A 22,391-nucleotide genomic window follows, 5' to 3' on the forward strand; every position below is an offset into this window, starting at 1 on the left:
TTTGTATCGGCTCTTCAGCGCAATCTGCTCCGTCGCGCACCGCCGTCATCATTTCACCCAGTCCATTGCCCCCATGTCGTCCGCGCCCATTTCCTTGAGCCTGTCCCGTGTCACCTTGCTCAAAACGCTGTGGACGACGGTCGGTGTTTTGGTGGGTATCCATGTTGTCCTTACATTCATCCACTATGAGGTGCGGGAGTTGCCTTGGCTGGTCCGGCAGATCTTCGATGTGGATGAAGAAGACAGTTTCCCGACTTGGTATTCAGCCACGGCCCTGTTTGTGACGGCGGCGTGCCTGGCGGTTCATGCCTGGGGGAAATCAAGTGCCCACGAGCAGGGCTTGTTGCCGTGGAAAGGACTGGCCGGTGGGTTCCTGTTTCTTTCGGTGGATGAAATTGCGGGAATGCACGAAACGCTGAACAGCGTGACTGATTTCTCGTGGGCCGTTCCCGGAGGGATTGTGGGGGCCTTGGTTGGTTTGATGTTCCTCCGGTTTCTGCTGAAGCTTCCGCGCCGCACCGCCATTTGGTTTGTGATTGGCGGCGCGATTTATCTGGGCGGTGCGGTTGGCGTGGAACTGCTGACCGAGCCTTTTCTGGAAAATGATCTGCTCGACACCCTGCCTTACAACATTTGGACCGCCCTGGAGGAGTCGATGGAGATGGGGGGCGTATTGATTTTCCTCAATGCCTTGCTCAAGCATATGGCCGGGGGCTCCGCCAAGCTGGTGCTCCAGTTCACAATGCCCGTAGATCGCAAATGACGGGCAAGCTGGCGGGGAACCAACGTGCCCGCCGCACCAACCCGCTCACCCCAAACGATCCGGCGAGTCGAGTTCGGGCAGCGGCAGGGGTTGACGGAAATCCATTCGCCCGACCAGTTCGAGCAAGCGCTCCTGGAGAACCCTGTTCTGCGCCTCTTCGTCCAACTCGAAACCGGCGGGATCGAGAACCTTCTCCGCCAGTTCGATGCTCAGAACGTAGATATGATTGTTGTGCAGAAAGAGCAGGTTGCCTCGTTTGGCCACGGGTGGGGATCCATCGGGCAGCGTGACCACGCGCTCACCAAACATGGAACCACCTGGCAGCAAGTTGAAGACGAAGAGCGCGCCATGAAGGAGTTCGGGCGTGAAGCGGGCGCTCTCGATCTTAGCCCCCGCGAAGCGCTGGGAAAATTGCGGCTGCACGTGCTCCCGGAAGAACCCGACCAAAAAATCGCGCCGGCCGAGAGTCTCATCGCGACGCTTCAACCCAATATCCAGACCAAAACAGGCGACACTGGCGTGGAGTCGCACGTGATCCTGCAGCGTGACGACCTCGGGGGTGTCGACCACTTCACCCGCCAATCCGATTTGGGCCGGCAATTTGAGTGAGTATTCCCCGCTCGGTGCTTCGTAGCGATTGTCGGCAATGGACCCGTAGAGAAACCCGGTTTGCTGGGCGGAAACGAAGTGGGTCACCGCCAGCGCCCCCGCAAGGGACAGGTGCGAAAGAAGTCGCGTCACGCGCATGACCAATAGTGACCTCAAATCGGTGCCGATTTCAAGCCGTCGGCAGGGTGCGCCAGGCCGCGACTGGAATTGCTTCCGGGCGCGCTTTTCCGTCGAGACTCCACTGGCTCAACGACGCAATCCAAGCTTGGCCATCGTCAGCCAAGCGTCCGCGCAACAGGGCGGCGATCTGCTTGCGGCGCTGTTGAAAGCAACGGCGGATCAATTGGCGTTGCGCGGAGCTGAACAGGAAAGGGGAGGTCTTCCGCACGACATGCAGTAAGTAGGAATCCACGTCTGGCCGGGGATGGAAGCAGGACGCCGGAACCTTGTGGCCCGGAGCGATATCGAACGCAGCTTGGAGGAAGATGGAAATGCCGCCGAATTGTTTGGTGCCGGGCTGAGCCATGTAGCGTTGAGCCGCCTCCCACTGCAACATAAGCACCATGCGGGTCGGGAGCGGGTCCTCCAACATCGCGTCCAACCACGGTGTTGAAATCGCGTAGGGAAGATTGGCGACGACTTTGAATCCGGCGGCGGCAAGGGCCGGGGGCAGACCAGCGCGTGGGTGGTCCATGGCGTCGCCCTCCAGGAGGTTGAGCTGAGCGGAAGTGATCGGCCCCGAAAATTCATCACGCAGGAAGGTCGCCAAACGCGCGTCGCGCTCCACCGCCCAGACCTGCGCCCCGTGATCGAGCAGTTCCTGGGTAAGCGTGCCAAGTCCTGGACCGACCTCGACGACAACCTCTCGCTGTGCCACTCGTCCCAGCTCGACGGACTTTCGAACGATGTTGGCATCCACCAGAAAGTTTTGCCCGAGAGCGCGTTTCGGGTGGTGCCCCAGGCGAGCCAGGCGGTCACGGGTGGTGGAGGGGGTCAGCGACATAACTGCATCTAAAAAAGCGAGATAACCATCACATCAAAATCAATCAAGGATTCCCAGCCCGACTTGACCGCTGAGATTTATGCAAGATGATGGCGCTGTCATGCATCCAACTCTTCTAGCAGTTACTCCGCAAGAATGGCTCTCCACCACGGGTGTGGACTGGGCCATCAAAATCGTTCTGGCCCTCGCGATCTTCGTCATCGGTCGCATGGTGGTCAGCTTCATTACCGGCCTCATCCTCAAGGCCTTCAAAAAGGCCAAGGTCGATGACACACTGGCCGGTTTCCTCGCGAAAATTGCCAATGTTTTGATGTTGGCCGTGGTGGTCATGGCTGCGCTGGAAAAGCTCGGAGTCGAAACCACTTCGCTGGTGGCCATCCTCGGTGCCGCCGGCTTGGCCGTCGGCCTGGCGCTGCAGGGTTCTTTGTCTAACTTCGCGGCCGGGGTGATGATCATCATTTTCCGTCCCTTCACCGTGGGCAACTTCATTGAAGCCGGCGGCACCAAGGGCATCGTCGAGGGTATCAGTATTTTCAATACGAACATGCGCACGCCGCAGAATCAGGTGGTGATCGTGCCCAACGGGCAGATCATGGGCGGCACCATCGTCAACTATTCCGTCAAGGAGACCCGCCGTATCGATCTCACCCTCGGCGTGAGCTACGACGATGACCTCAAGGTGGCCAAGGAAACCATCACCAAGGTCATCGAATCCGACGAACGCATCCTCAAGGATCCGGCGCCCATCATCGGTGTGATGGAACTCGGCGCGAGCAGCGTCGACATCGTGGCCTGGTTCTGGGTCAACTCCCCGGATTTCCTCACCACCAAGATGGACATGACCGAGCGCTTGAAGGTCGAGTTGGAGGCTGCTGGCTGCTCCATCCCGTATCCGCAGCGCGACGTGCATCTCTACCAGGAGGGCAAATCGGCCTAATCCCGCGCCGATTGCACAGCTGCTTGAACGGGCGATCCTTCACGGGGTCGCCCGTTTGTTTTTTCGCTCTAGCGGAACGACTGCAACAGAACGGCCGGGTCCGGCGCCTTCATTAGAGATTCGCCGACCAACACGGCGTTGGCTCCGCAGGCCTTGGCGCGGCCGGCGTCGGCGGCTGTGTGAATGCCACTTTCACTGACGGTGATCACTCCGTCTGGAATCTGTGGAATCAGGCGTTCGCTCAACGCGAGGTCGGTTCTGAAGATCGCCAGATCACGATTGTTGACGCCGATGATTTTGGCCCCGGCCGCCACCGCACGTTCCAATTCAGGTTCGGAATGGATTTCGAACAGAGCATCCAGGCCGGCCGCCGTCGCTGCGGCAAAGAGGGATGCGATATCGGCGTCTGAAAGGGCACGGACGATGATGAGGATGGCGCTGGCCCCCGCTTCGCGCGCCTGCCGCACTTGGATCGGGTGCACCATAAAATCTTTCCGCAGACAGGGCACCGCGGGAGGCTGGGAACGGAACAAAGCGGTGACGCGTTCCAGATCCTGCAGCGTGCCGCCAAAGTAGCGCTCGTCGGTCAGGACGGACAGGCAATCCGCGCCAGCAGTCTGGTAGCGGCCAGCCTGCGTCGGGGCATCGACGCCGGTGGCAATGGCTCCGGCCGATGGCGAACGTCTTTTGATCTCGGCGATCACGGCGAGCGAGCCGTCACCGCGGCGAAGAGCCCCCGCAAAGGAAGGTGCCGCAGGGAGCTGCGCGTTGAGGGTCGACAGCTCGTCGAGCGAAACATCGCGCACGAACGGCGCGACTTCTTCGCGCTTCCAAGCCATGATTTCATCCAGTTTGTCGGCCATAGGGCAAAGGGGCACGAAACACACGCGGCGCGTGAAAACGAGAACTGATTTGGCCGCTTTTTACGCCGGCACCGAAGGTTGTGGTTGTTGGGGCTGCCGCTTTGCCGTTTTCCTCCCTGGGTATGAGTTCTCTCCATGAGCTGCGGACCACCATCGCCCGCCTGCGCGCACCCGATGGATGCCCTTGGGATCAAGAACAGACGCATGCGTCGCTGGTGCGTTGCTTGATCGACGAAGTGAGCGAATTGATCGACACGATCGACCGGGAGGATGTCGACCACATGCGGGAGGAATTGGGCGACGTGCTGATTCAGGTCTACTTCCACGCCCAAATCGCAGAGGAAGCAGGCCAGTTTGACCTCGAGGATGTCGCCCGCGACGTGAACGAGAAACTGATCCGACGGCACCCGCACGTGTTTGGCGACCACGCCCGGCTTGGCACGGCCGGTGAGGTGATCACCAAATGGGAGGAGATCAAAGCCACTGAAAAGAAAAACGGCCCGGCCAAACAAGGCCTGTTCAAAGCGCAGCCGCCGCGCCTGCCCGCCACCATGCTGGCCGAGGCGGTCTGGAAACAGATCCGCAAGCAAAACCTGGTGGTGCCGGATACGGCGCTGAGTGACGCGGTGGCAGCCAAGCGTGCGGGGCTGGATGACGAATCATTGGGGCGGGAGCTGTTCGTCCTCGCCGCTGCGGCCAGGGAGCGGGGGCTCGACCCGGAGGGCGCGCTGCGTCGGCAGTCGGATCGATTGATGCACGATGTCGAACAAGCCCAGCAAAGCGATTGAGCCCTCAGCGGAGGAAGGCGAGGGCGGTCTCCCGGCGGAGGTCGCGTCCGTTTGGCTCGATCCGTTCCTGACGTGGTTGGCGAAGGAACGGCGCTACTCGCCGCACACGGTGCGGAACTACCGCCATGCTTTTGTGCGGTTTTTCGGCTGGCTGCAGGGCGCCGGGATCGAGGCCAAGCCGTTTGACGAGCTCACGCGGCGGGAGATGCGAGACTTCGTGATTGAGTCGCAACGCGCGCTCGACCGTCGCACCCTGCATTTGCATGTCTCGGGCCTGCGGGCGTTTTTCCGTTTCTGGATTTCGCGCGGGCGCATGTTGCGCAATCCCTTCACGGGCATCCCGCTGCCGAAGCTGGAGAAGCGACTGCCACAGTTTCTGACCGAGAGTCAGATCAAGCGCCTCTTGCTCGGCCCTCAGCGCCTGATGGAAAATGAGGCGATCGACCCTTTCACGGCGTGGCGGGATCGTTTGGCGATGGAGCTGCTTTACGGCGGTGGACTGCGCGTGAGTGAAGGGTGCAACCTCCGCTACGCCGCCATCGATGCGGCATCCGGTTGCGCTCGAATTCTCGGCAAAGGCGGCAAGGAGCGACTGTGTCCCTTGGGGCGTGTCGCCATGGCCGTGCTGGAGCATTGGCGCTCGCACCATGCGCCGGATACGCGTCCCGCCAGCACGGTTTTGCAGAACACGAACGGGTCGGCCATGACGCCTCGCCAGGTCCAAGCCATGCTCAAGCGTTATCTGGCGCTCGCCGAGCTGCCCTTGGATCTCACGCCGCACAAACTGCGGCACAGTTATGCCACCCACCTCCTGAACGCCGGGGCAGATTTGAGGCTCGTGCAGGAGTTGCTCGGCCACGCCAACCTGGCAACAACCCAGATCTACACCCATGTTTCCATGGCCCGCCTCAAGGAAGTTCATGCCAATGCGCACCCTCGGGCCTGACCCCGAATAGAACTTGTCACGACGTTTGGGCTGGGGCGATTTCCCGATGCCAGAAATGTTCATACTAATACCGGTCGTAAGCCCTTTACCCTATTTTTCACCTATCCGAATGGATTTGATAGAAATTAGTGAAACGGCCGCGTAACAGTCACCCATGTCCGCCGCTATTTCCGCCCAAACCGAAGTGAACCTCAAACGAGTGATGGTCGTGGACGATCATGTTTCGGTGGTGGAAATGGTGATTCAGTTTCTGGATAGCCTTGGCGGCTTCGAGGTGGTTGGCCAAGCGACCACGGTTGACGAGGGCTGCAAGGTCGGCGCCGAACAGCGGCCTGATTTGGTGATTCTGGACCTCGTGCTCGATCGTGGGGCGGCGGGTTTGCGGCTCATCGACGAATTGCGACGCAACAGTCCGCAGACCAAGTATCTCGTTTACTCCGGCAATCTTACGCTCAGTGCCGTGCGTTCCGCGATGGCGGCGGGGGTCTTGGGGATCGTCGACAAAGGCGCTCCTTTGAGCGAATTGCGCGAGGCCTTGCGTAGTGCGGCTGAAGGCACGCCGTTCTATTCGAGCTCCGCCGCCGATTTCCTGCGTCATCTCGTGCGGGAGAAACGCACCGAAAAGCGCACGGTTGAACTCAGTCCCCGTGAACGCTCCGTGCTGACGATGTTGGCTGAGGGGATGAGCTCAAAGGAGATCGCCGAGAAGTTGGGGCTCAGCATGCACACCGTGGTCAACCACCGGAGCAACCTCATGCGAAAGACCGGTTTGCATCGTGTGGCGCAACTATCTCGTTACGCGGTGGAGATCGGTCTGCTCAATCCGCCGCCGACCGGGTAACCGGCGCAGGGGTGACGCAGCGATCGTCAAAGCGCGGCGATCACTTGGGTCGTGATCTCGCACGCCCGATCAATGGCGGCACCTTCGTGGGCCGTGCTGATGAAGCAGCCTTCGTAGGCGCTGGGCGGGAGGTAAACCCCCTGTGCCAGACATTCCCGGAAAAAGCGGCCGAACAGCGCCGCGTCCGTGGTTTGGGCCGAGGCCAAATCGCGCACGGGCGTATCGGTAAAATAGGTGCAGAACATTGAGCCGACTTGCGGGACCTGCGCAGGTAAGCCTTTGGCCTTCAACGCCGACGCGAGGGCCAACTGGATTTGTTGCCCGAGCGCGGCCAGTCGTTCGTAGGTGCCTGGAGCCTCGAGGAGTTTCAGGGCCGCGATTCCGGCGGCCATGGCCAGCGGGTTGCCGCTCAAGGTGCCGGCCTGATAAACCGGCCCCACGGGCGCGAGACAATCCATGATCTCAGCACGACCACCAAAGGCGCCGACCGGCAGACCGCCGCCGATGATCTTTCCGAGGGTGGTGAGGTCGGGCGTGATGCGTTCGAGCTCCTGCACGCCGCCCTTGGCCAGACGAAATCCGGTCATGACCTCATCAAAAATGAGCACCGTGCCCGCCCGAGCGGTGATTTCCCGCAGGAAATCCAGGTAACCTTCCTCAGGTCGGATAAGGCCGACATTGGCGGGATAAGGTTCCAGGATCACGCCCGCAATCTGATCCAGGTTGGCGGCGAAGGCCTGTTCCAACGCCTCGCGGTCATTGAAAGGCAGCACGATCGTTTCCTGGGCGAACGAGGCCGGCACCCCGGCGCTGTCGGGGTGGCCGTGGGTGAGGGCACCGGAGCCAGCTTTGATGAGCAGGGAGTCGGAGTGGCCGTGGTAACAGCCGGCAAATTTGATGATCTTGTCGCGTTTGGTGAAACCACGCGCGAGGCGGATGGCTGACATCGTGGCCTCAGTGCCGCTATTGCACATCCGCACCTTCTTGATTGAGGGGACAAAGCGCACAATCAGCTCGGCCATCTCCACTTCGTAGGGGTTCGGCGTGCCGAAGGAGGTGCCGCGCCCCAACGCCTCGGCGATGGCCTCGCGAATCACCGCGTGGTTGTGACCGTGAATGGCCGGACCCCAGGTGCAGACAAAGTCGATCAAGTCCTGACCATCCTCCGTGGTGAGCGTCGCGCCCTGGGCGCTTTTCACGAAAAAAGGTGCGCCGCCGACCGAGCGAAAAGCGCGGACAGGCGAGTTGACGCCGCCGGGGATGAGTTCCTGGGCACGAGCAAAAAGGGAAGCGGAGGACATGGTTAGGAGATGTAGCCTTGGGCCAAGGGCAGGCGGCGGCCAACGCCAAAGGCGAGGGGAGTGATTTTCAATCCTGGGGCGGCTTGGCGACGTTTGTATTCGTTGCGATCCACTTTGCGCAGGATGTCCCGCACGGTCGCGGCGGCGTCACCGCGGGCGATGAGTTCGCGCGCCGACAGGCCTTCCTCAATATAGCCCTGCAAGATCCGATCCAGCACATCGTAGGGCGGCAAACTGTCAGCATCGCGTTGCTCCGGCCGCAGCTCGGCGCTGGGTTCTTTGGTCAGGGTGGAGCGGGGAATCCGTTCGCGGGCGCGATTCATCCAACGAGCGAGCTCGTAGACCTGGGTTTTGTAGACGTCGGAGATCGCGGCCAGACCACCGCACATGTCGCCGTAAAGTGTGCAATAGCCCACCGCGAGTTCGCTCTTGTTGCCGGTCGTGAGCAACAGATCACCGCTCTGGTTGGAGAGCGCCATCATCAAGACTCCACGCAGCCTCGCTTGCAGGTTCTCCTGCGTGACGCCGGGAGCGTGCGGATCGATCGCTGACCCGAGCGTGGACTCGCAGGCCGCCACGGCATCGGCGATCGAGAACGAGCGCAAGGTGATGCCGAGGTTGGCTGCGAGATCGGCAGCGTCTTCGACCGAGTGAGTGCTGGAGTGAACCGACGGTAGGGATACTCCGGTGACGTTTTGCGGACCGAGCGCTTCGGCCGCGAGCACCGCGACCACTGCCGAGTCGATGCCGCCGCTCAACGCCACCAGCGCACGTTGAAAGCCGGTCTTGGTCGCGTAGTCGCGAATACCCAGCACCAGCGCGTCGTGAATCGCCGCGAGACCGTCCTCCGCGAAGTCGGCGGCGATGGGCCGTGCGCCGGGAACACAGGTCGCCAAGTCGACCACGGTCTCGTCACTCACGTTGCCGGGCAGTCCAACCAGCAGCTCGCCCTGCGCGTCGACCACCATGGAGCGGCCGTCGAAGATCAACTCATCGTTGCCGCCGACCGCGTTCACGTAGACGACCGGCGCGCCCAAGCGGCGGGCGGCGTCGCGCACGACCTGCTGGCGCAGCGCGAGCTTGCCGCTGTGCCACGGACTCGCGGACAAGTTGACCATCAAATCCACAGGCGACCCGGCCATCTGCGCGATGGGATCGAAACGGTGGCGATAACGCCACCCCACCGGCACGCCGGACCAAAGGTCCTCGCAGATTGAGACACCGATGCGTCGGCCTTGGAAAAAAAATACCGAGGGCGCGGTGAAGGGCTCGAAATAGCGATCCTCATCAAACACGTCGTAGCTCGGCAGCAGACACTTGCGGGCGAAGCCTTGCACGACGCCATCGTGACAAAACGCGGCCGCATTAAAAAACGGCCGTCCGGCCCCATGGGGATTCGCATCCAAGGCCCCGACCAGCGCCGGCACCGGGCCGGTCGCGGCCGCGATCTCCAGCAATGCGCTTTCGGCATCGTCGGCAAAGCGGCGCTGGAAAAGCAGGTCCTTTGGCGGGTAACCCGTGACCGCGAGTTCGGGAAATACGACCAACTCCGCCCCCGCGTCCACCAGACGGCGGTAAGCGCCGATGATCTTGTCCCGATTGCCCGGCAGGTCGCCGACGGTGGTGTTGAGTTGGGCGAGGCCGATGCGCATAAGCGAAGCCTGCAGAAGGTGGTGGCGCGCTCCGGGGCTGACAATCCCGTTCCCGCTCAACCTCCACCACGCCAACCGTGCCGCCGCCTTGCACCCGCGGAGCGCGCGGGTTTCCTTCGGTCACCGTTCTCCTGATGATTCCTCGTTTCGTTGCTGTTCTCCGCATCCCTTTAACGCGCTCATTGCTCGCCGTCATTTGCGGCGGTGCGATCGCCGCTGGTTCGCTGAACGCGGAAACCTACACCCTCGCGTCGGCGCTGGAGGCCGTGGAGGACGCCAACCTCAGCGTATTGCTCAGCCGTGAATCCGTGCTGCAGGCGCAGGAGTCCGCGCGGAACAACCGCGCCAACCTGCTGCCCAACGTGACCTTCGACGCCGCACAGCGCCGCTCTCAGTCCGCCTCCTTCGGCAGCACCGTGGTGCGCTCGGGCATCAACAGTCGTTTCGACATGGGGCTGAACGGTCGGGTGGACCTGCTCGATGCGCAAAACATCGCCAGCCACCAGGCGGCCAAGCTCGGCGTCGACGTGGCCGAACTCGACAGTGAGACCACCCGCGAGACGATTCGCGCGGCGGTTGCCAATGTTTACCTGCAACACCGCCGCAACCTGGCGCGGCTCGACCTCATCGATGCCAACATTGCCCGCGCCGACGCGTTGCTCGACCTCGCGGTGCGGCAACGCGACGCTGGAGTGGCCACACAAATCGACGTGACCCGGGCCCAGGCGCAACTCGCCATCGCCCAACAAGCGCGTCTGCAACAGGAGACGGAGCTCAGCGCCTCGGAATTGCGTTTCAAACGCCTCCTCGGACTCTCGCCCGAATCCGAGGTGTCCCTGGCCCCCGTGCAATTGCGCGTCACGCAAACCGAACCCTCCGCCGCGGCGGCCGAGACGGAGGCGCTGGAAAGACGTTCCGACTTCGAGCGGGCCAATCGTTTGCTCGACCAATCCGCGCTGGAGGTGCGGGCGGCGAAGTTCAATCGGCTGCCGTCTTTGTCGCTCAACGGCAGCTACGGCCGTGCGTCCGAACGTGCCTTTGATGGCAACGACGCCTTGGTCTGGTCGACCGGCATTTCGGTGAGCGTGCCTGTTTTCGACGGCTTGCGCACCGGTTCACTGACGCGCCTCGCGCTTTCGCGTCGTCGCGCCAACGAGCTGCGCCAGGCCGATCTTGCCGATGCCATTGGCGCCGAAGTGCGGCTGGCGGTGCAGAACACCCGCTCGCGTCGCGCGCAGATCGAGGTAGCCCAGACCAGCCTGGCGCTGGCCGAGGATGAACTGCGCCTGGCGCAGATCCGTTTCGAACAGGGAGCCGCCGACAACCGTGAGGTGATCGAAGCGCAAAACCGGCTCGCCGTCGCCAGCGACAATCTCCTGGAGGCAACCCACCAATACAACCTGAGTCGGGTTGAGGTCGCCCGCGCCACCGGCGACGTGCGCGATATTCTCGCCGAGCAGGTGCGATGAACGCGCCGGCGTTTCGTTTTATTCTGGCGTCGGCATCCCCACGTCGACGCGAGTTGCTGAGCCAACTTGGACTCGCCTTCGAGGTCGTAGTCGCGGACGTGACCGAGCACGAGGACAGCACGACGGATCCGCGCGAGATGGTGGCCCACAACGCCGCTTTGAAGGCCGACTGGGTCGCGGCCCGCCATCCCGACGCCTGGGTGCTGGGCGCGGACACCACCGTCTTCATCGACGGCCACGCGCTCAACAAGCCGGCCAACGACGCGGAGGCTCGTGCCATGTTGCGACGACTCAGCGGCCGCACGCACACCGTCTTTACGGGGCTCGCACTGCGGCAGACCACGAAAGGCGTGAAGATCGACCAAGGCGTCGCCAGCGACGTGACCTTCAAGTCCCTCGATGAGGCGAGCATCGAGCGTTACCTCAGCAAGGTGCACACCCTCGACAAAGCGGGAGGCTACGCGATCCAAGAGCACGGGGAACTGATCATCGCCCGGCAGGACGGCTCGTTTTCCAACATCGTCGGGCTCCCGTTGGAAGTCCTGAAACAAATTTTGACGGAGCAGCGTCTCATCGACTGATTTTTGCGAGCGCCGCACTTGTCAAGAGATGCCCAAATCCCGCCGTCCGTCCTCTGTAACCGCCCGTCCATCCGGTCCCGCTTCGCGGCCGGGGGCCGGCTGGGTGCTGGGGCCACGACGATCTCGTTCCGTCCGCGCGGGCATCGCAGGCACCTTGCTGGCCCACGTTATCCTGCTGTGGCTGGCGCCCAAGTTTGAGAACCACTTTCTCGCGGCCGGAAACGCGACGATTGGCACCACGCGCACACCGGAAGAGCGGCGCTTTGATATCGAGATCATGCCCGAGGAGATTCCGCCACAGACCTTCGTGGAATCCAATCCGGATGCGCCCGACAATGTGCCGGACGAGACCGACCACTTCTCCGATCGCAACCAGCAGCTGGCACAGGAGGAGGCGGCGGAGGAGCTCGGCGACATGCCATCGACCGAAGGTGAGGATGACCTCGAGTCGACCGCGATCGTGTCTGGTGACGGGGCCGATCCCGTGCCGCCGACCCCGCCCGAACCGCCGACGCCCGAAGTCGTCGAACCCACCGAAACCACCGAGGAGCAAAGCCTGCCCGCGCTTGCGCAGGATCCGCTCAGCGGAACCGAGGCCGTGCAGGGCGACAACGAGGAGAGTTACGGCACCAACGTGGTGAAATTGCCCGAGAACCCGCAGGCCGAGGTCGCGGAAAAGGTGGAAGGAGTCACCGATCCGGAGCAGGCTTCGCCGCAGGGGCGGAGCTTGTATTTCCGTCCCGACCCCAATCGCCCTGCGAGTCGGCCGACCCTGGCGCAGTCGCAACTGCGGCCGGCGGTTTTTGCCAACCGTGTATCCGGGACGGACAACATCGGGGTGGCTGCGCACAATGCGCTCAAGACCACGTATGGGGCCTACTTCGAAAAAATCATCGGCGTCATCGATCAGGGGTGGCGCTTTGACATCCAAGCCAAGATCGAGCGCCGCCTCGGTTTTCCGCTCGATGGGAGTCGTGTCACCGTCTGGTGGACCTTGCACAAGGATGGTTCCGCCACGATCGACAACGTTGAAGGCAACGCCGGCCCGCTCTGGGACGGGGTCGCGGTCGATGCCATCGCGGCGCCCGCGCGTCACGCCGACGGATTTGGTGAGTGGTCCGATGACATGGTGGCCGTGCTCGGTGAAAGCACGCCGATTCGGATGACTTTTCTTTACCGCTGATGGCGACGGGCAGCAGTGTATTTGCGCAGCACGCTCCGCTGGGGCGCGGGGTGGACGTGATCCGCGAAGATGCCGCCGGGCTCATCGCGTTGGCGAAACCGGCAGGCACCTTGTCCCACCCCAACCACGATGGCGAACGCAGCCGCGCGCTGCTCGATGCGTCCTACGATTTGTCCGCGGAGAGCTACCTGTGGCGCGATGACGCCGCCGGCGGGGTGGAGCGGCGGGCGTGGTTGCTCAACCGTCTCGATTCCGCGACCTCCGGCATCCTCATGGTTGCCACCGACCCCGAGCTGGCCGCGCACATCCGCGCGCTGTTCAAGACCAAGCGTATCCAAAAAGTGTATGCAGCCTTGGTCTTTGGCCGGCCGACCACTCGTCGCGAGGTGTGGCGGGACCAACTCGCGGTGCAGAAGCAGGGGGGGCAGATTCGCACGGCGGCCCGGGGAAATATTCCGGCCGAGTCGGTCATGGTTTGCGCCGAAAGCAACCCACGTGTCAGCCCGCCGCTGAGCTTGCTGCAATTGGAGCCTCGCACCGGCCGCAGTCATCAATTGCGCGTGCAATGCGCGCAGCGCCGTTTGCCGATCGTGGGCGACGCCACCTACGGCGATTTTCGCCTCAACCGGGCGTTTGCCAAACGCACCGGGCAGAAGCGGCTGTTCCTGCATTCCTTCCGCACCGCCTTCGACTACGAGTGGCAGGGGCAGATGGTGAAATTTCAGGCGGAGGCTCCGTTGCCGGAGGGCTTCTCGCTTTCGTCCCGCTAGCCGTCGAAATTCGTCGCAACGCGTGAACAAAACGCTGGAAGCCGCTGACTCATCGCGTCCAGCTTCCTTCACTCCACATGCAGCCCCGCTTCCTGGCCCTTCCGCGTCAGCTTTTGGTCACCTTCCTCGTCGGCACCGTCATGGGCTGCGGAGGAAATGTTCTAAGGGGCGACAGCCCCAAGGCCGATCGAGGCGGGCCTGCGCCGGCGCGGTATCCGACGCTCGCGGCCGACGGTGACGAACCTCAGTTTGGTTTCACCGACCCCGTGCCCTTGGAGCGACTCGCGACGGAGTGGGAGCCGCAACGTGCCTTGCTGGTCGGGCTCTCTTTCGACGAATTGATGAGCGATCGTCGCTACGCGGAGTATCAGGTTGAACTGCTCGCGGTCGCGCATCGCTACGTCGAAATCTACGTCTTCTGCGACGACGACCAAACCCGGGCCTACGCGTTCTTTTTGTCGATGCTCAGGGCTCATTCGGATGGCCAGGCAATCCTCGCCCGGACTCATTTTGTGGACGCGCGCAATGTCATCCGTTGGACGCGTGACTACGGCCCCCTCTTCGGTCGCAAGCCGGATCAGAGTCTGGCGTTGATTGACTTTGTTTACCGTCCCGTTCCGCGGGAGGATGATCTCGCGGTGTCCACCGCCATGGAGTCCTCCCGGCGATTTCGCATCCGGGCTTCGGATGGCATGCCCGGGGATGTGGCGGTCTATTTGCAGCATCGTTTCGACGCGGGCGTGCAAGTAGTGCGACCGCCCCTTTGGATGGACGGAGGCGATTTCCTGCACGACGGGCAGGGCAACATTCTGGTTTCGGGCAAGACCGTGGTGCGCAACGGCGGCGACAAGATGCAGCTCGAAACCCTGTTCCAGCATTACTTCGCGGCCAAGCGACTGCACCTCCTGCGGGCTTTGCCGGGTTCAACCGTCAACCACCTCGACATGATCCTCAAGTTCGTCGACGAACGCACCGCGATCGTGCCGACCTATCAGGACGCAACGACACCGCCTCTTAACGGCTACCGGGCGGAGCTCACTCGCACGGTGAAGTCGGTGTTGCAGGACAATGAGGCTTACCTGCGCAAGCACTTCCCGAACGTCCGCCTGTTGCATCTCCCCATGCCGCCAATCGCGTTTGCGACCCGGGCGGAAATCCTGAGTGCAGCCCGCTCCGAGTTTCTGGGCGCGATTGCCGTGGGTCGCGGAGTGGTGTCCGCACAGGAACTGGCGCAAAATCCGCACGCTGCGACTCCGCGGTGGGAGGAGCGCACCTTGGAGCTCATCCGTCAGGAGGTGGGTCCGGTGGACCTGTCGAGCGAAGCCGGATTTGATGCTTTGATGACGCGCTACGGTCAGCCCTCGTTCGCGCGCTACATGGAGATTTATTCGGAACGGACCACCGGCTACCGTTCCTATCTGAACAGTCTGTTTCTGCATGCGCCCGACGGGCGAACCGCGTTCGTGGTGCCGCGCTTTTCCCCCCGCGATGCGACGGAAGCCGAGCGAATGACCGGGTGGGAGCGGGAAGTGGAGCGGATCTATCGCGAAGCTTATCCGGGCAGCGAAGTGCATTGGATCAATTGTGACGCGATGATCCAGGATATGGGCTTCATCCATTGCACGACCCAGACCGTGCCGGCGTGGAACCTGTGAAAGCGCGGCCGCGCGCCTGAGCCGTTCCGCGGCGTTGACAAGCCACCAACGGTCACTCAGTCGTTTGGGCGATGTTCGTCGCTCCGGCCTTTTTTGCTTATTTTTGGTTTGGCTACCGCCTAGCTGATTAAGCGGCCACGCGAAGACGTTTTTCCCTCCGACAAACCTCATCCGCCGATAGCCGCCCCCGGGCGGCTTTTTTGTTTTCACCACCATGATCCTTCCGAAATCCAACCGTCTCTCCACCGAACAAGTCGCCGAACTCAACGAGATCGTGGCGGGGTTTGGTTGCCGCCTTCAACCGATCATCGGCGCGGTGCGCACCATCTACGCCATCCTCGGCGACGAGCGCGATGAGTTGATGATCAACCGCATCGAGGGTCTCGACTACGTCGACCGCGTGGATCGAATTCAGTCGCCCTTCAAGCTCATGGACCGCCGGTCCGACCTGGCTTCGCACCATGTTAAAATCGGCGGCGTCACGCTGGGGGAAGAGCTCTTGGTCATCGCCGGTCAGTGCACGATCGACCCGAAGAATCCGAACTACTTCTACGAGACCGCGGCGGCCGTGAAGGAAGCCGGCGCCCAGGTCCTGCGTGGCGGCGTGTGGAAGCCTCGCACCAATCCCTACACCTTTCAGGGCGACACCAAGTCGCTCGACATCCTCATGGAGGCCTCGCAACGCACCGGCTTGCCGGTCGACGCCGAGGTGATGGATGAAGAGCACCTCAAGATGGCGCTCGATGCCGGCGTGCACATGCTGCAGATCGGCGCGCGCAACGCGCTCAACTATTCGTTGCTGCGCAGCATCGGCAAAGCGATCGCCGAGCGCGACACCGTGGTGCTGCTCAAGCGCAGCATTCACATGGGCCCGATCAACGAGTTCATCGCCGCCGCCGAATACATCGTGAGTTTCGGTAACCCCAACGTGCTGCTGTGCCCACGCGGCACTTCGCCGGGACTCGACGGCTATCGCAACCATCCCGATGAGAGCATCACCCCGTTGCTCAAGGAAAAGAGTTGGGCCCCGGTCGTGGTTGATCCCTCGCATTCCGTCGGGCGCGCCGCCTACGTGCCGGCTTGCTCGCTGGCGGCCGTGGCCTACGGGGCGGACGGGCTCTGCATCGAGGCGCACGCCGAACCGAGCAAGGGCATCGGCGACGACCCGAAGCAGGCCCTGACGCCGACCGTGCTGAAGTCGACCATCGAGCAGGCGAAACAAATCTGGGCCCTGCGCCATCCGACGCCGGTGGTCAGTTGAGCTGCGTCCGACGCCAGCCTCAGCGCTTTTTCGTCGGGGTGAACTCCGGCAGGCGTTCGCCGCGACCGGAGTGGAGCAGCAGTTTGGCGAAGCGACGCTTCCGCGTGGCTTCCTGCTTGGCACTCTCAACCCAGTGGCGACACATCCGTTGGTAGTAGGGCGCCTGGGCGGCGAAGAAGCGCCATGCCTTTTGGTCGGCCCGGAAGGCGCGCAAACGTTCCCGGACGAATTCGGCCGGTTTGTCGCGCTCAAATGAATACACGCCGGTGCGAGCGGCAGTGCGTTGGGCAAAGGCGGCCCGGCCGGCGGGTTGCATGCGCCCGGCTGCTTCCAGCGCCTCCACTTTGGCGATGTTGACCTTGCTCCAAATCGAACGCGGTTTGCGCGGGGTGAAACGCTGCACATAGCTCGTGTCGTCCCAGCGTTTCCGGATGCCGTCGATCCAGCCCCAACACAGTGCCTCGTCGAGCGCCTCGGTGTAACCCAGGGAGGGTAGACCGGTGGCTTTGCGATGGAAGCCGAGCCAGATCGCCTGCGTCGTGGCGTGGTGACGTTCGAACCAGCGATGCAGCTCGGCGGTGGTGACAAAATAGTGGGGTTCGGTGACCTCCATGGCTCGCATATGCGGGAAGTGCGAACGCGGCTCAAAAGCAATCTTCGCCGACAGGCAAAACGATGCGCGATCGCTCCGGCTCAGCGTGATGCTTCCAGCTCCCGCTCGCGAGGAGACGTGGGGAGGAGATGGCCGATCAGCGCATCGGCGTAAGCGGCCGGCGCATGGTCTGCCAATCCGGGGCCGGGAACCAATTGGATTTGTTGGGATGAGCGCCAGCGTTCGAGCATCTGGTCGAAGAACTGTTGGTGGCTTTGCCAGACGGTTCGCAGTTCGTCCTGCATGGATGGCTCCCGGATCAGACGGCGGTCGTGAGCGATAAACCAGGATTCGCCGACGTGGGCAAACAGCGGCGGGGTTGGCAGGTGAGTCACGAGGTCGTTGCCGTTTTCCACGCGAAACACCGGTAGCGCGTCCTCAACCGCCGCCGTGCTGCCGCTCGTAAAGGTGCGGGGGGCTCCGAACGTGTAAACGGCGGCCACACGTTCGCGTTGGTGCCAACCGTAGAGTTGAGCGAGCGCTCCACCCAGACTGTGGCCAGCCAACCAGAGTGACTTGCGCGGGCTTTCCGCGACGGCCGCGTCCAGGTCGGCGGTGATGGCGGCGAGTGCGCCCACGAACCCGCGGTGAGCAGCGATGCCGTCCTCGATCGCGACGGGAAGGAGGTTGAGATCCGTGAGGGCGTCTTCGGTGACGCCGGGCTCGGTGCCTCGAAAAACCACGGCGACATCCTCCTCGAATTCGAAGACCCAAACCTGACTGCCGGCTCGTTCGATGAAGCGACTGCGGACCAGGTTCAGCGGCGCCAGGCGAGCCCTGACGTCGTCTACCTCCGGTAGATAAACCAACAGGCTTAACTGAGCGAACAGCGCCGCGCGCTCCAAGGACCAGGACGCCGCTGGCACATCGGCAACGGCGGGCGATCCGGCGGCGTGCTGAAAATAGGGGAACGCATAGTCGGGCGCGAACAGTGCGGCGAAACTCCTGCGGGCCGGAGTATCGCTCGGCATCTGGGCGGCGACCGGCAGCAGCAGCCCGCAGAGCAACAGGACGCGACACCACCGGCGCCGATGAGCCGAGGAGGGATAGGTGGCGCGAAGAACCATGCTGTGAATCTCTGCCAAAACAAACGCCCCGCAAGCCAGGGGCTGCGGGGCGTTGAAACTTTCGTGCTGCGGGCTCTTGGCCTCGATCAATTGTCGGTCTCGTCGCGCGGGTCAAAGATGCCGACCAGACTGGTGCTGAGTTGTTGGATGATGATGCCGTAGGTGAAGCTGATGCCGCTGTCCGCGGACAACGCTGCATCGGTCAGCACCAGGGAGCTCGATCCGACTTCGCGGGTGACCGTGTAGTTCGGGTATTGATTGATACCGGTATGGCCCGATGAACCGGAGGCGAGGAAGGCAACGCCGAGCAGGGTGTAGTCGTCGGAGACGAGGTTGTAGGTCAAGACCACCTGTTCCGAACTGCCCTCGGGAAGCTGGGCGGTGATGTTGTTTCCACTGAGGGTGAAGACACCTGGGGGAGTCCCGGCAGCCGGAACGAGATTGGACAGGGTCGCGGTGATGGAGGAGTCGGGGGAAATCACGCCGTTGGTTTGGACGAAGGTCGTGACGTTAACACTGACGGAAGCGGAATACATACTGGTCGAGTTTCAGGGTTGAGGTTGGGAGTTGCTGGCCGTTGAGGTCAAAGGCCGGAGCAAAGGATCGTGGGCGCGATACCCGATAGCTTCGAGAAGGTCGCTCCATTCACGAGCGCGAGCATCGTCGCCAAGCAGGTGTGCCGCCGCGATGGCGGGAACGAGAATACCTTCGTCGCGGGAAGCGCGATCGAGCCAAGGTGTTAGCAGATCCAGTGTCTGCGTCGCGAGGGATTGGCGGCGCGCTTCATCGTCGCGCTCGAGCTGCGCGGCGGTCGCGAGCGACCGCGCGTATTCCACCAGGTGGGGCCGGTCAAATTCTGCATCGCTGCTCCATTGGTCGAGGAGGTCGAGCGCTTGATCGATGGCCTGCCGGGCGGCGCTTGGGTCGAGCGAATTGAGGTGCAGGGCACGCAGGCGCCAAGCGGCGGCAAGGTTGCGCGCGAGTTTCTGCGCCGTGGGCTCCGCCGCGAAGAGTTGCTGCAATTCAGTGAGGACCTCATCGATCCGAGCCCCCAAGTTCGGGTTTCCGCCACCGGCCAATTCCAGCAAGAGTTGTCGCACTTGGGTGCTCAGCAGCGCGGAACTCCACGACTTGTTATCGGGGTCCTGCGCGGTGAGGCTGCGCAGGAGTTCGACCGCTTCGGCATACGCCTCCGCCGCGGCGGAGGGGTTGCCGCGATTGGCCTCCAGGTCACCGAGAAAGTTGAGGCCCAGCGCGTGCTTGAGGCGCCAGTTTGGACGCTCAGCGTCCTCCTGTCGCAGGCGAGTGATCCCTTCGATCATCCGGGTGTAGTGATCGTGCGCGGCTTGATAGCGGCCTTCGCGTTCGGCGGTCCAGCCCAACCAGGATTCCACGTCGACCAGGTCGTATCTCAACACGCGGTTATCCGGGGCAGTCGCCAGTTGTGCGTCGATCTCGCGGCGCTCGGCGGCGAAGCCTTCGGCCGCGAGCGCGTAGTCTCCTGCATAGTAGTCGGCGGCGGCCACGTTGTGATGGCCGTAAATCAACTCCTGGCGGGCCCGAGCGGTCGGCCCTTCGAGGCGGGCGAGCTCAAGGGCCGAGTCCCGGTAGCGCCCATACCACTCCCGGGTGACGGCCGGTTCGCCGCGCAGCTTGGCGACGTAACCGATCCAATACTCCGCCTGGGCCCTTTCGAACAGCATGTCAGGATTATCTGGATACCGGAGCGCCAGCGCCGAGGCGCGTTCGAAGGCGGAGCGAAAAGCGGCCGCGGCGGCGTCGAACCGGGCCTGCTCGACGCGCACCTCGCCCAGTTGGGTGATCGCTCGGGCCTGCCGGGTGAGAGCGGTATCGGTCAGATCCTGCGGTGCGGCTTCGTCGAAGTAGGCCATGGCGCGTTCGCCCACCGCATCCAGCAAGTCCAGTCGCCCCAGCTCCCGCAGGCCGGTGCGGAAATCGCCGATCATGAAGGTCAGCAACTCCTCGGCTTGTTCCTGGCGGCGCTGCGCATCTTCCCGCGCGACGGCCTCCGCCACGCGCGCCGCCTCGGCCGCGTCGCGCTCGGCCACCGCAACGCGTTCGGCGCGGGCGGCGCGGATGGCCTGGGTGGTGGCGACGACGGCCCCGGCGATGATCGAGAGCAATACGGCCGCGGCACTCGCGCAGGCGAGTCGGTTGCGGGCCACAAATCTACGCGTCTTGTAGGTGAGGGAAGGGGGCCGCGCGATGACCGGCTCCTTGCGCAGATGCCGGCGGATGTCCTCGGCGAGTGCGGAGGCCGAATCGTAGCGCCGACTGCGCTGCTTTTCGAGGCAACGCATGACGATCCAATCGAGGTCGCCGGCGAGCACGGAGGTGAGACGTGTCGGCACCGCTCGCCGGTAGGCCGCGACGGTGGTGCGGTCCGCCTCCGTGAGGGTCGACACGGCGGCCGACGGGCGGGGTGGGTCGATCTCGCGAATGATGCGGCGGATTTCGTCAATGCCGGCTTGCTGGAGGGAGCGCGGGTCGTAGGGCGGTTGCCCGGTGAGCAACTCGTAGAGCAACACGCCGAGTGAGTAGACGTCGCTGCGGGTATCGACATCGAGTTCACGCAGCTCGGCCTGCTCCGGACTCATGTAGGCGGGGGTGCCGATGAACTGATGCAGCGCGGTGAGCAGCGTTTGTTCGGTGAGCCGCCCCTGCGTGGCTTTGGCGATGCCGAAGTCGATGATCTTGGGCGCCGCCTCGCCGTCACGTTCGGAGACCAGGATGTTCGAGGGTTTGATGTCGCGATGAATGATGCCCTTCTGGTGGGCGTGCTGCAGCGCGACGCAGATGCGCGCGAACAACTCCAGGCGCTGTGGCATGGCCAGCTTGTGCTGATCGCAATAACGGGTGACGGGCACGCCATCGACGAACTCCATCACAAAATAGGGCCGCCCGTTCGTTGTGGAACCGGCATCAAACACGCGGGCAATGTCGGGGTGATCCATCATCGCCAGCGCCTGGCGCTCGGCTTCGAAGCGGGTGATGACCTCCTTCGTATCCATGCCGAGTTTGATGACCTTGAGCGCCACCTGGCGCCGGACCGGTTCGGATTGCTCCGCCAGGTAGACCATGCCGCAGCCCCCTTCACCCAATTTGCGGATCAGCGTGTAGCGACCGAGTTTGTCGCCGGGCTGCTCCTCGGGGATCTCGGGCGGCCGCTCGATCGCCGGTTGCTCGAGAAAACCGCCGGCGGCCTCAAAGCCGGCGAGCAAGGCCTCGACCCGCTCGCGCAGCGCCGGGTCTTCCCGGCCGATTTGCTCCAGGTATTTCCGACGATCGTCGGGCGAGAGGTCCAGCGCCTCCGCGAAGACTTCGTCATCGCGGTTCATGAAATCGGGCGCGTTTGCCGGTGGTAGAGCATGTCAATCGATGCGAAATCCGGAACCGGAACGGGCCATGGTGCTCACGCATCCCGCAGTCGCTGCACTTCATTGAAGAGCCAGGCCCGGGCGTAGGCCCAGTCGCGTTTGGCGGTGCGCTCTGAGATTCCCAGCACGCTGCCGGCTTCCTCGAGGGTGAGGCCGGCGAAATACTTCAGTTTTACCAACTCGGCCTTGCGGGGATCATGCTGCTCGAACGCGCCGATGGCCTCGTGCACCAACAGCAGTTCCTGATCGTTTCCACTGGGTTCGGCCAAATCGAAACCCGTTTGATCGGCGCTGACTTTGGCGAGGGCGCCGCCATGGCGAATCGCGCGTTTGCGCCGGGCGTTGTCGATCAGGATGCGCCGCATACTTTCGGCCGCGGCGGCGAAGAAGTGGGCACGGTTCTGCCAGGCCGGCTGGGCTTCACCGCCGAGCCGCAGCCAGGCTTCGTGCACCAAGGCGGTGGGCTGCAGGGTTTGACCGGGCGCTTCGCGCGCCATTTTGGAGGCCGCCAGGCGTCGCAATTCGTCGTAGACGAGGGGCAACAACTGCGCCGCCGCGGCCTCATCGCCGGCCTCAATCCGCTTGAAGAGCTGTGCCAACTCAGAGTCGTCCACGAGGCCGGGAGCGTGGGCATCGAAAGCACCGGCGAAAA

The 22,391-nt window shown here is 63.1% G+C and carries 21 protein-coding genes; 11 read left to right on the top strand and 10 right to left on the bottom strand.

What is annotated here, in order from left to right; all coding sequences use genetic code 11:
* Window positions 1-73 precede the first annotated feature (73 nt).
* Window positions 74-763, top strand: coding sequence for a hypothetical protein (locus tag AC0MRV_RS18560; protein WP_472766007.1), 690 nt, complete (start codon window positions 74-76; stop codon window positions 761-763).
* A 45-nt stretch (window positions 764-808) separates the two neighbouring features.
* Here AC0MRV_RS18560 and AC0MRV_RS18565 read toward each other — a convergent pair whose 3' ends face one another.
* Both AC0MRV_RS18565 and rsmA read right to left on the bottom strand, forming a co-directional pair.
* Window positions 809-1,504, bottom strand: coding sequence for a hypothetical protein (locus AC0MRV_RS18565; RefSeq protein ID WP_472766008.1), 696 nt, complete (start codon window positions 1,502-1,504; stop codon window positions 809-811).
* Between the two features lie 37 nt (window positions 1,505-1,541).
* The gene (gene rsmA / locus AC0MRV_RS18570; RefSeq protein ID WP_472766009.1) at window positions 1,542-2,375 is read right to left on the bottom strand and encodes a 16S rRNA (adenine(1518)-N(6)/adenine(1519)-N(6))-dimethyltransferase RsmA; all 834 of its coding nucleotides are present in this window, start codon (window positions 2,373-2,375) and stop codon (window positions 1,542-1,544) included.
* Window positions 2,376-2,475: 100 nt separating this feature from the next.
* Between rsmA and AC0MRV_RS18575 the strand changes: the two genes are divergently transcribed.
* Window positions 2,476-3,312 carry a mechanosensitive ion channel family protein gene (locus AC0MRV_RS18575; protein WP_472766010.1) on the top strand — a complete coding sequence of 279 codons (837 nt, stop codon included), beginning with the start codon at window positions 2,476-2,478 and terminating at the stop codon, window positions 3,310-3,312.
* A gap of 68 nt (window positions 3,313-3,380) precedes the next feature.
* Here AC0MRV_RS18575 and trpC read toward each other — a convergent pair whose 3' ends face one another.
* Window positions 3,381-4,175 carry an indole-3-glycerol phosphate synthase TrpC gene (trpC, locus tag AC0MRV_RS18580; protein ID WP_472766011.1) on the bottom strand — a complete coding sequence of 265 codons (795 nt, stop codon included), beginning with the start codon at window positions 4,173-4,175 and terminating at the stop codon, window positions 3,381-3,383.
* Window positions 4,176-4,297: 122 nt separating this feature from the next.
* Between trpC and AC0MRV_RS18585 the strand changes: the two genes are divergently transcribed.
* The 3 genes from AC0MRV_RS18585 (at window position 4,298) to AC0MRV_RS18595 (ending at window position 6,750) form a co-directional block, all read left to right on the top strand.
* Window positions 4,298-4,963, top strand: a complete 666-nt coding sequence (locus AC0MRV_RS18585) for a MazG family protein (protein WP_472766012.1) — start codon at window positions 4,298-4,300, stop codon at window positions 4,961-4,963.
* Window positions 4,935-5,909 (top strand): tyrosine recombinase XerC, encoded by a 975-nt coding sequence (locus AC0MRV_RS18590; protein WP_472766013.1) that lies wholly within the window; start codon window positions 4,935-4,937, stop codon window positions 5,907-5,909. Before AC0MRV_RS18585 ends, AC0MRV_RS18590 begins: the two co-directional genes overlap by 29 nt.
* A gap of 154 nt (window positions 5,910-6,063) precedes the next feature.
* Window positions 6,064-6,750 carry a LuxR C-terminal-related transcriptional regulator gene (locus AC0MRV_RS18595; RefSeq protein WP_472766014.1) on the top strand — a complete coding sequence of 229 codons (687 nt, stop codon included), beginning with the start codon at window positions 6,064-6,066 and terminating at the stop codon, window positions 6,748-6,750.
* Between the two features lie 26 nt (window positions 6,751-6,776).
* Here AC0MRV_RS18595 and hemL read toward each other — a convergent pair whose 3' ends face one another.
* Entirely contained in the window at window positions 6,777-8,051 is a 1,275-nt protein-coding gene (hemL, locus tag AC0MRV_RS18600) for a glutamate-1-semialdehyde 2,1-aminomutase (RefSeq protein ID WP_472766015.1), read from the bottom strand.
* 2 nt (window positions 8,052-8,053) lie between these two features.
* The gene (locus AC0MRV_RS18605; protein WP_472766016.1) at window positions 8,054-9,703 is read right to left on the bottom strand and encodes an NAD+ synthase; all 1,650 of its coding nucleotides are present in this window, start codon (window positions 9,701-9,703) and stop codon (window positions 8,054-8,056) included.
* A gap of 182 nt (window positions 9,704-9,885) precedes the next feature.
* On the opposite strand from AC0MRV_RS18605, the gene AC0MRV_RS18610 reads away from it, so the two are divergent.
* The 6 genes from AC0MRV_RS18610 (at window position 9,886) to AC0MRV_RS18635 (ending at window position 16,622) form a co-directional block, all read left to right on the top strand.
* Complete coding sequence (locus AC0MRV_RS18610) at window positions 9,886-11,172, top strand: TolC family protein (protein ID WP_472766017.1); 1,287 nt, start codon at window positions 9,886-9,888, stop codon at window positions 11,170-11,172.
* Entirely contained in the window at window positions 11,169-11,753 is a 585-nt protein-coding gene (locus tag AC0MRV_RS18615; protein WP_472766018.1) for a Maf family protein, read from the top strand. Before AC0MRV_RS18610 ends, AC0MRV_RS18615 begins: the two co-directional genes overlap by 4 nt.
* 154 nt (window positions 11,754-11,907) lie before the next feature.
* On the top strand, window positions 11,908-12,936 hold the full coding sequence (locus tag AC0MRV_RS18620; protein ID WP_472766019.1) for a hypothetical protein: 1,029 nt from the start codon (window positions 11,908-11,910) through the stop codon (window positions 12,934-12,936).
* Window positions 12,936-13,706, top strand: coding sequence for an RluA family pseudouridine synthase (locus AC0MRV_RS18625; RefSeq protein WP_472766020.1), 771 nt, complete (start codon window positions 12,936-12,938; stop codon window positions 13,704-13,706). The genes AC0MRV_RS18620 and AC0MRV_RS18625 overlap by 1 nt, the downstream gene beginning before the upstream one ends.
* A 77-nt stretch (window positions 13,707-13,783) precedes the next feature.
* Window positions 13,784-15,361: an agmatine deiminase family protein gene (locus AC0MRV_RS18630; protein ID WP_472766021.1), complete on the top strand. Its 1,578-nt coding sequence runs from the start codon at window positions 13,784-13,786 to the stop codon at window positions 15,359-15,361.
* Between the two features lie 214 nt (window positions 15,362-15,575).
* Window positions 15,576-16,622, top strand: coding sequence for a hypothetical protein (locus AC0MRV_RS18635; RefSeq protein ID WP_472766022.1), 1,047 nt, complete (start codon window positions 15,576-15,578; stop codon window positions 16,620-16,622).
* A 19-nt stretch (window positions 16,623-16,641) separates the two neighbouring features.
* On the opposite strand, the gene AC0MRV_RS18640 is transcribed toward AC0MRV_RS18635, so the two are convergent.
* The 5 genes from AC0MRV_RS18640 to AC0MRV_RS18660 all read right to left on the bottom strand — a co-directional run bounded on the left by AC0MRV_RS18640 (window position 16,642) and on the right by AC0MRV_RS18660 (window position 22,353).
* Window positions 16,642-17,235, bottom strand: a complete 594-nt coding sequence (locus tag AC0MRV_RS18640) for a YdeI/OmpD-associated family protein (protein ID WP_472766023.1) — start codon at window positions 17,233-17,235, stop codon at window positions 16,642-16,644.
* Between the two features lie 80 nt (window positions 17,236-17,315).
* Window positions 17,316-18,341 (bottom strand): lipase family protein, encoded by a 1,026-nt coding sequence (locus AC0MRV_RS18645; RefSeq protein WP_472766024.1) that lies wholly within the window; start codon window positions 18,339-18,341, stop codon window positions 17,316-17,318.
* A gap of 86 nt (window positions 18,342-18,427) precedes the next feature.
* Complete coding sequence (locus AC0MRV_RS18650) at window positions 18,428-18,877, bottom strand: hypothetical protein (RefSeq protein WP_472766025.1); 450 nt, start codon at window positions 18,875-18,877, stop codon at window positions 18,428-18,430.
* Window positions 18,878-18,889: 12 nt separating this feature from the next.
* Window positions 18,890-21,700: a serine/threonine-protein kinase gene (locus tag AC0MRV_RS18655; protein ID WP_472766026.1), complete on the bottom strand. Its 2,811-nt coding sequence runs from the start codon at window positions 21,698-21,700 to the stop codon at window positions 18,890-18,892.
* A gap of 74 nt (window positions 21,701-21,774) precedes the next feature.
* On the bottom strand, window positions 21,775-22,353 hold the full coding sequence (locus AC0MRV_RS18660) for a sigma-70 family RNA polymerase sigma factor (protein WP_472766027.1): 579 nt from the start codon (window positions 22,351-22,353) through the stop codon (window positions 21,775-21,777).
* Between the last annotated feature and the right edge of the window lie 38 nt (window positions 22,354-22,391).

Origin of the sequence: Actomonas spartinae, from assembly GCF_051209155.1 — a bacterium.
In the GTDB taxonomy this organism is placed as follows: domain Bacteria; phylum Verrucomicrobiota; class Verrucomicrobiia; order Opitutales; family Opitutaceae; genus Actomonas.

What these genes read in the sequence shown, in the direction of transcription:
- AC0MRV_RS18590 (WP_472766013.1), top strand. Translation starts at nt 4,935, where the DNA reads ATGTCGAACAAGCCCAGCAAAGCGATTGAGCCCTCAGCGGAGGAAGGC.
- AC0MRV_RS18640 (WP_472766023.1), bottom strand. Translation starts at nt 17,235, where the DNA reads ATGGAGGTCACCGAACCCCACTATTTTGTCACCACCGCCGAGCTGCAT.
- AC0MRV_RS18650 (WP_472766025.1), bottom strand. Translation starts at nt 18,877, where the DNA reads ATGTATTCCGCTTCCGTCAGTGTTAACGTCACGACCTTCGTCCAAACC.
- AC0MRV_RS18585 (WP_472766012.1), top strand. Translation starts at nt 4,298, where the DNA reads ATGAGTTCTCTCCATGAGCTGCGGACCACCATCGCCCGCCTGCGCGCA.
- AC0MRV_RS18560 (WP_472766007.1), top strand. Translation starts at nt 74, where the DNA reads ATGTCGTCCGCGCCCATTTCCTTGAGCCTGTCCCGTGTCACCTTGCTC.
- hemL (WP_472766015.1), bottom strand. Translation starts at nt 8,051, where the DNA reads ATGTCCTCCGCTTCCCTTTTTGCTCGTGCCCAGGAACTCATCCCCGGC.
- AC0MRV_RS18625 (WP_472766020.1), top strand. Translation starts at nt 12,936, where the DNA reads ATGGCGACGGGCAGCAGTGTATTTGCGCAGCACGCTCCGCTGGGGCGC.
- AC0MRV_RS18595 (WP_472766014.1), top strand. Translation starts at nt 6,064, where the DNA reads ATGTCCGCCGCTATTTCCGCCCAAACCGAAGTGAACCTCAAACGAGTG.
- rsmA (WP_472766009.1), bottom strand. Translation starts at nt 2,375, where the DNA reads ATGTCGCTGACCCCCTCCACCACCCGTGACCGCCTGGCTCGCCTGGGG.
- AC0MRV_RS18645 (WP_472766024.1), bottom strand. Translation starts at nt 18,341, where the DNA reads ATGGTTCTTCGCGCCACCTATCCCTCCTCGGCTCATCGGCGCCGGTGG.
- AC0MRV_RS18655 (WP_472766026.1), bottom strand. Translation starts at nt 21,700, where the DNA reads ATGAACCGCGATGACGAAGTCTTCGCGGAGGCGCTGGACCTCTCGCCC.
- AC0MRV_RS18635 (WP_472766022.1), top strand. Translation starts at nt 15,576, where the DNA reads ATGATCCTTCCGAAATCCAACCGTCTCTCCACCGAACAAGTCGCCGAA.
- AC0MRV_RS18615 (WP_472766018.1), top strand. Translation starts at nt 11,169, where the DNA reads ATGAACGCGCCGGCGTTTCGTTTTATTCTGGCGTCGGCATCCCCACGT.
- AC0MRV_RS18605 (WP_472766016.1), bottom strand. Translation starts at nt 9,703, where the DNA reads ATGCGCATCGGCCTCGCCCAACTCAACACCACCGTCGGCGACCTGCCG.
- AC0MRV_RS18575 (WP_472766010.1), top strand. Translation starts at nt 2,476, where the DNA reads ATGCATCCAACTCTTCTAGCAGTTACTCCGCAAGAATGGCTCTCCACC.
- AC0MRV_RS18630 (WP_472766021.1), top strand. Translation starts at nt 13,784, where the DNA reads ATGCAGCCCCGCTTCCTGGCCCTTCCGCGTCAGCTTTTGGTCACCTTC.
- trpC (WP_472766011.1), bottom strand. Translation starts at nt 4,175, where the DNA reads ATGGCCGACAAACTGGATGAAATCATGGCTTGGAAGCGCGAAGAAGTC.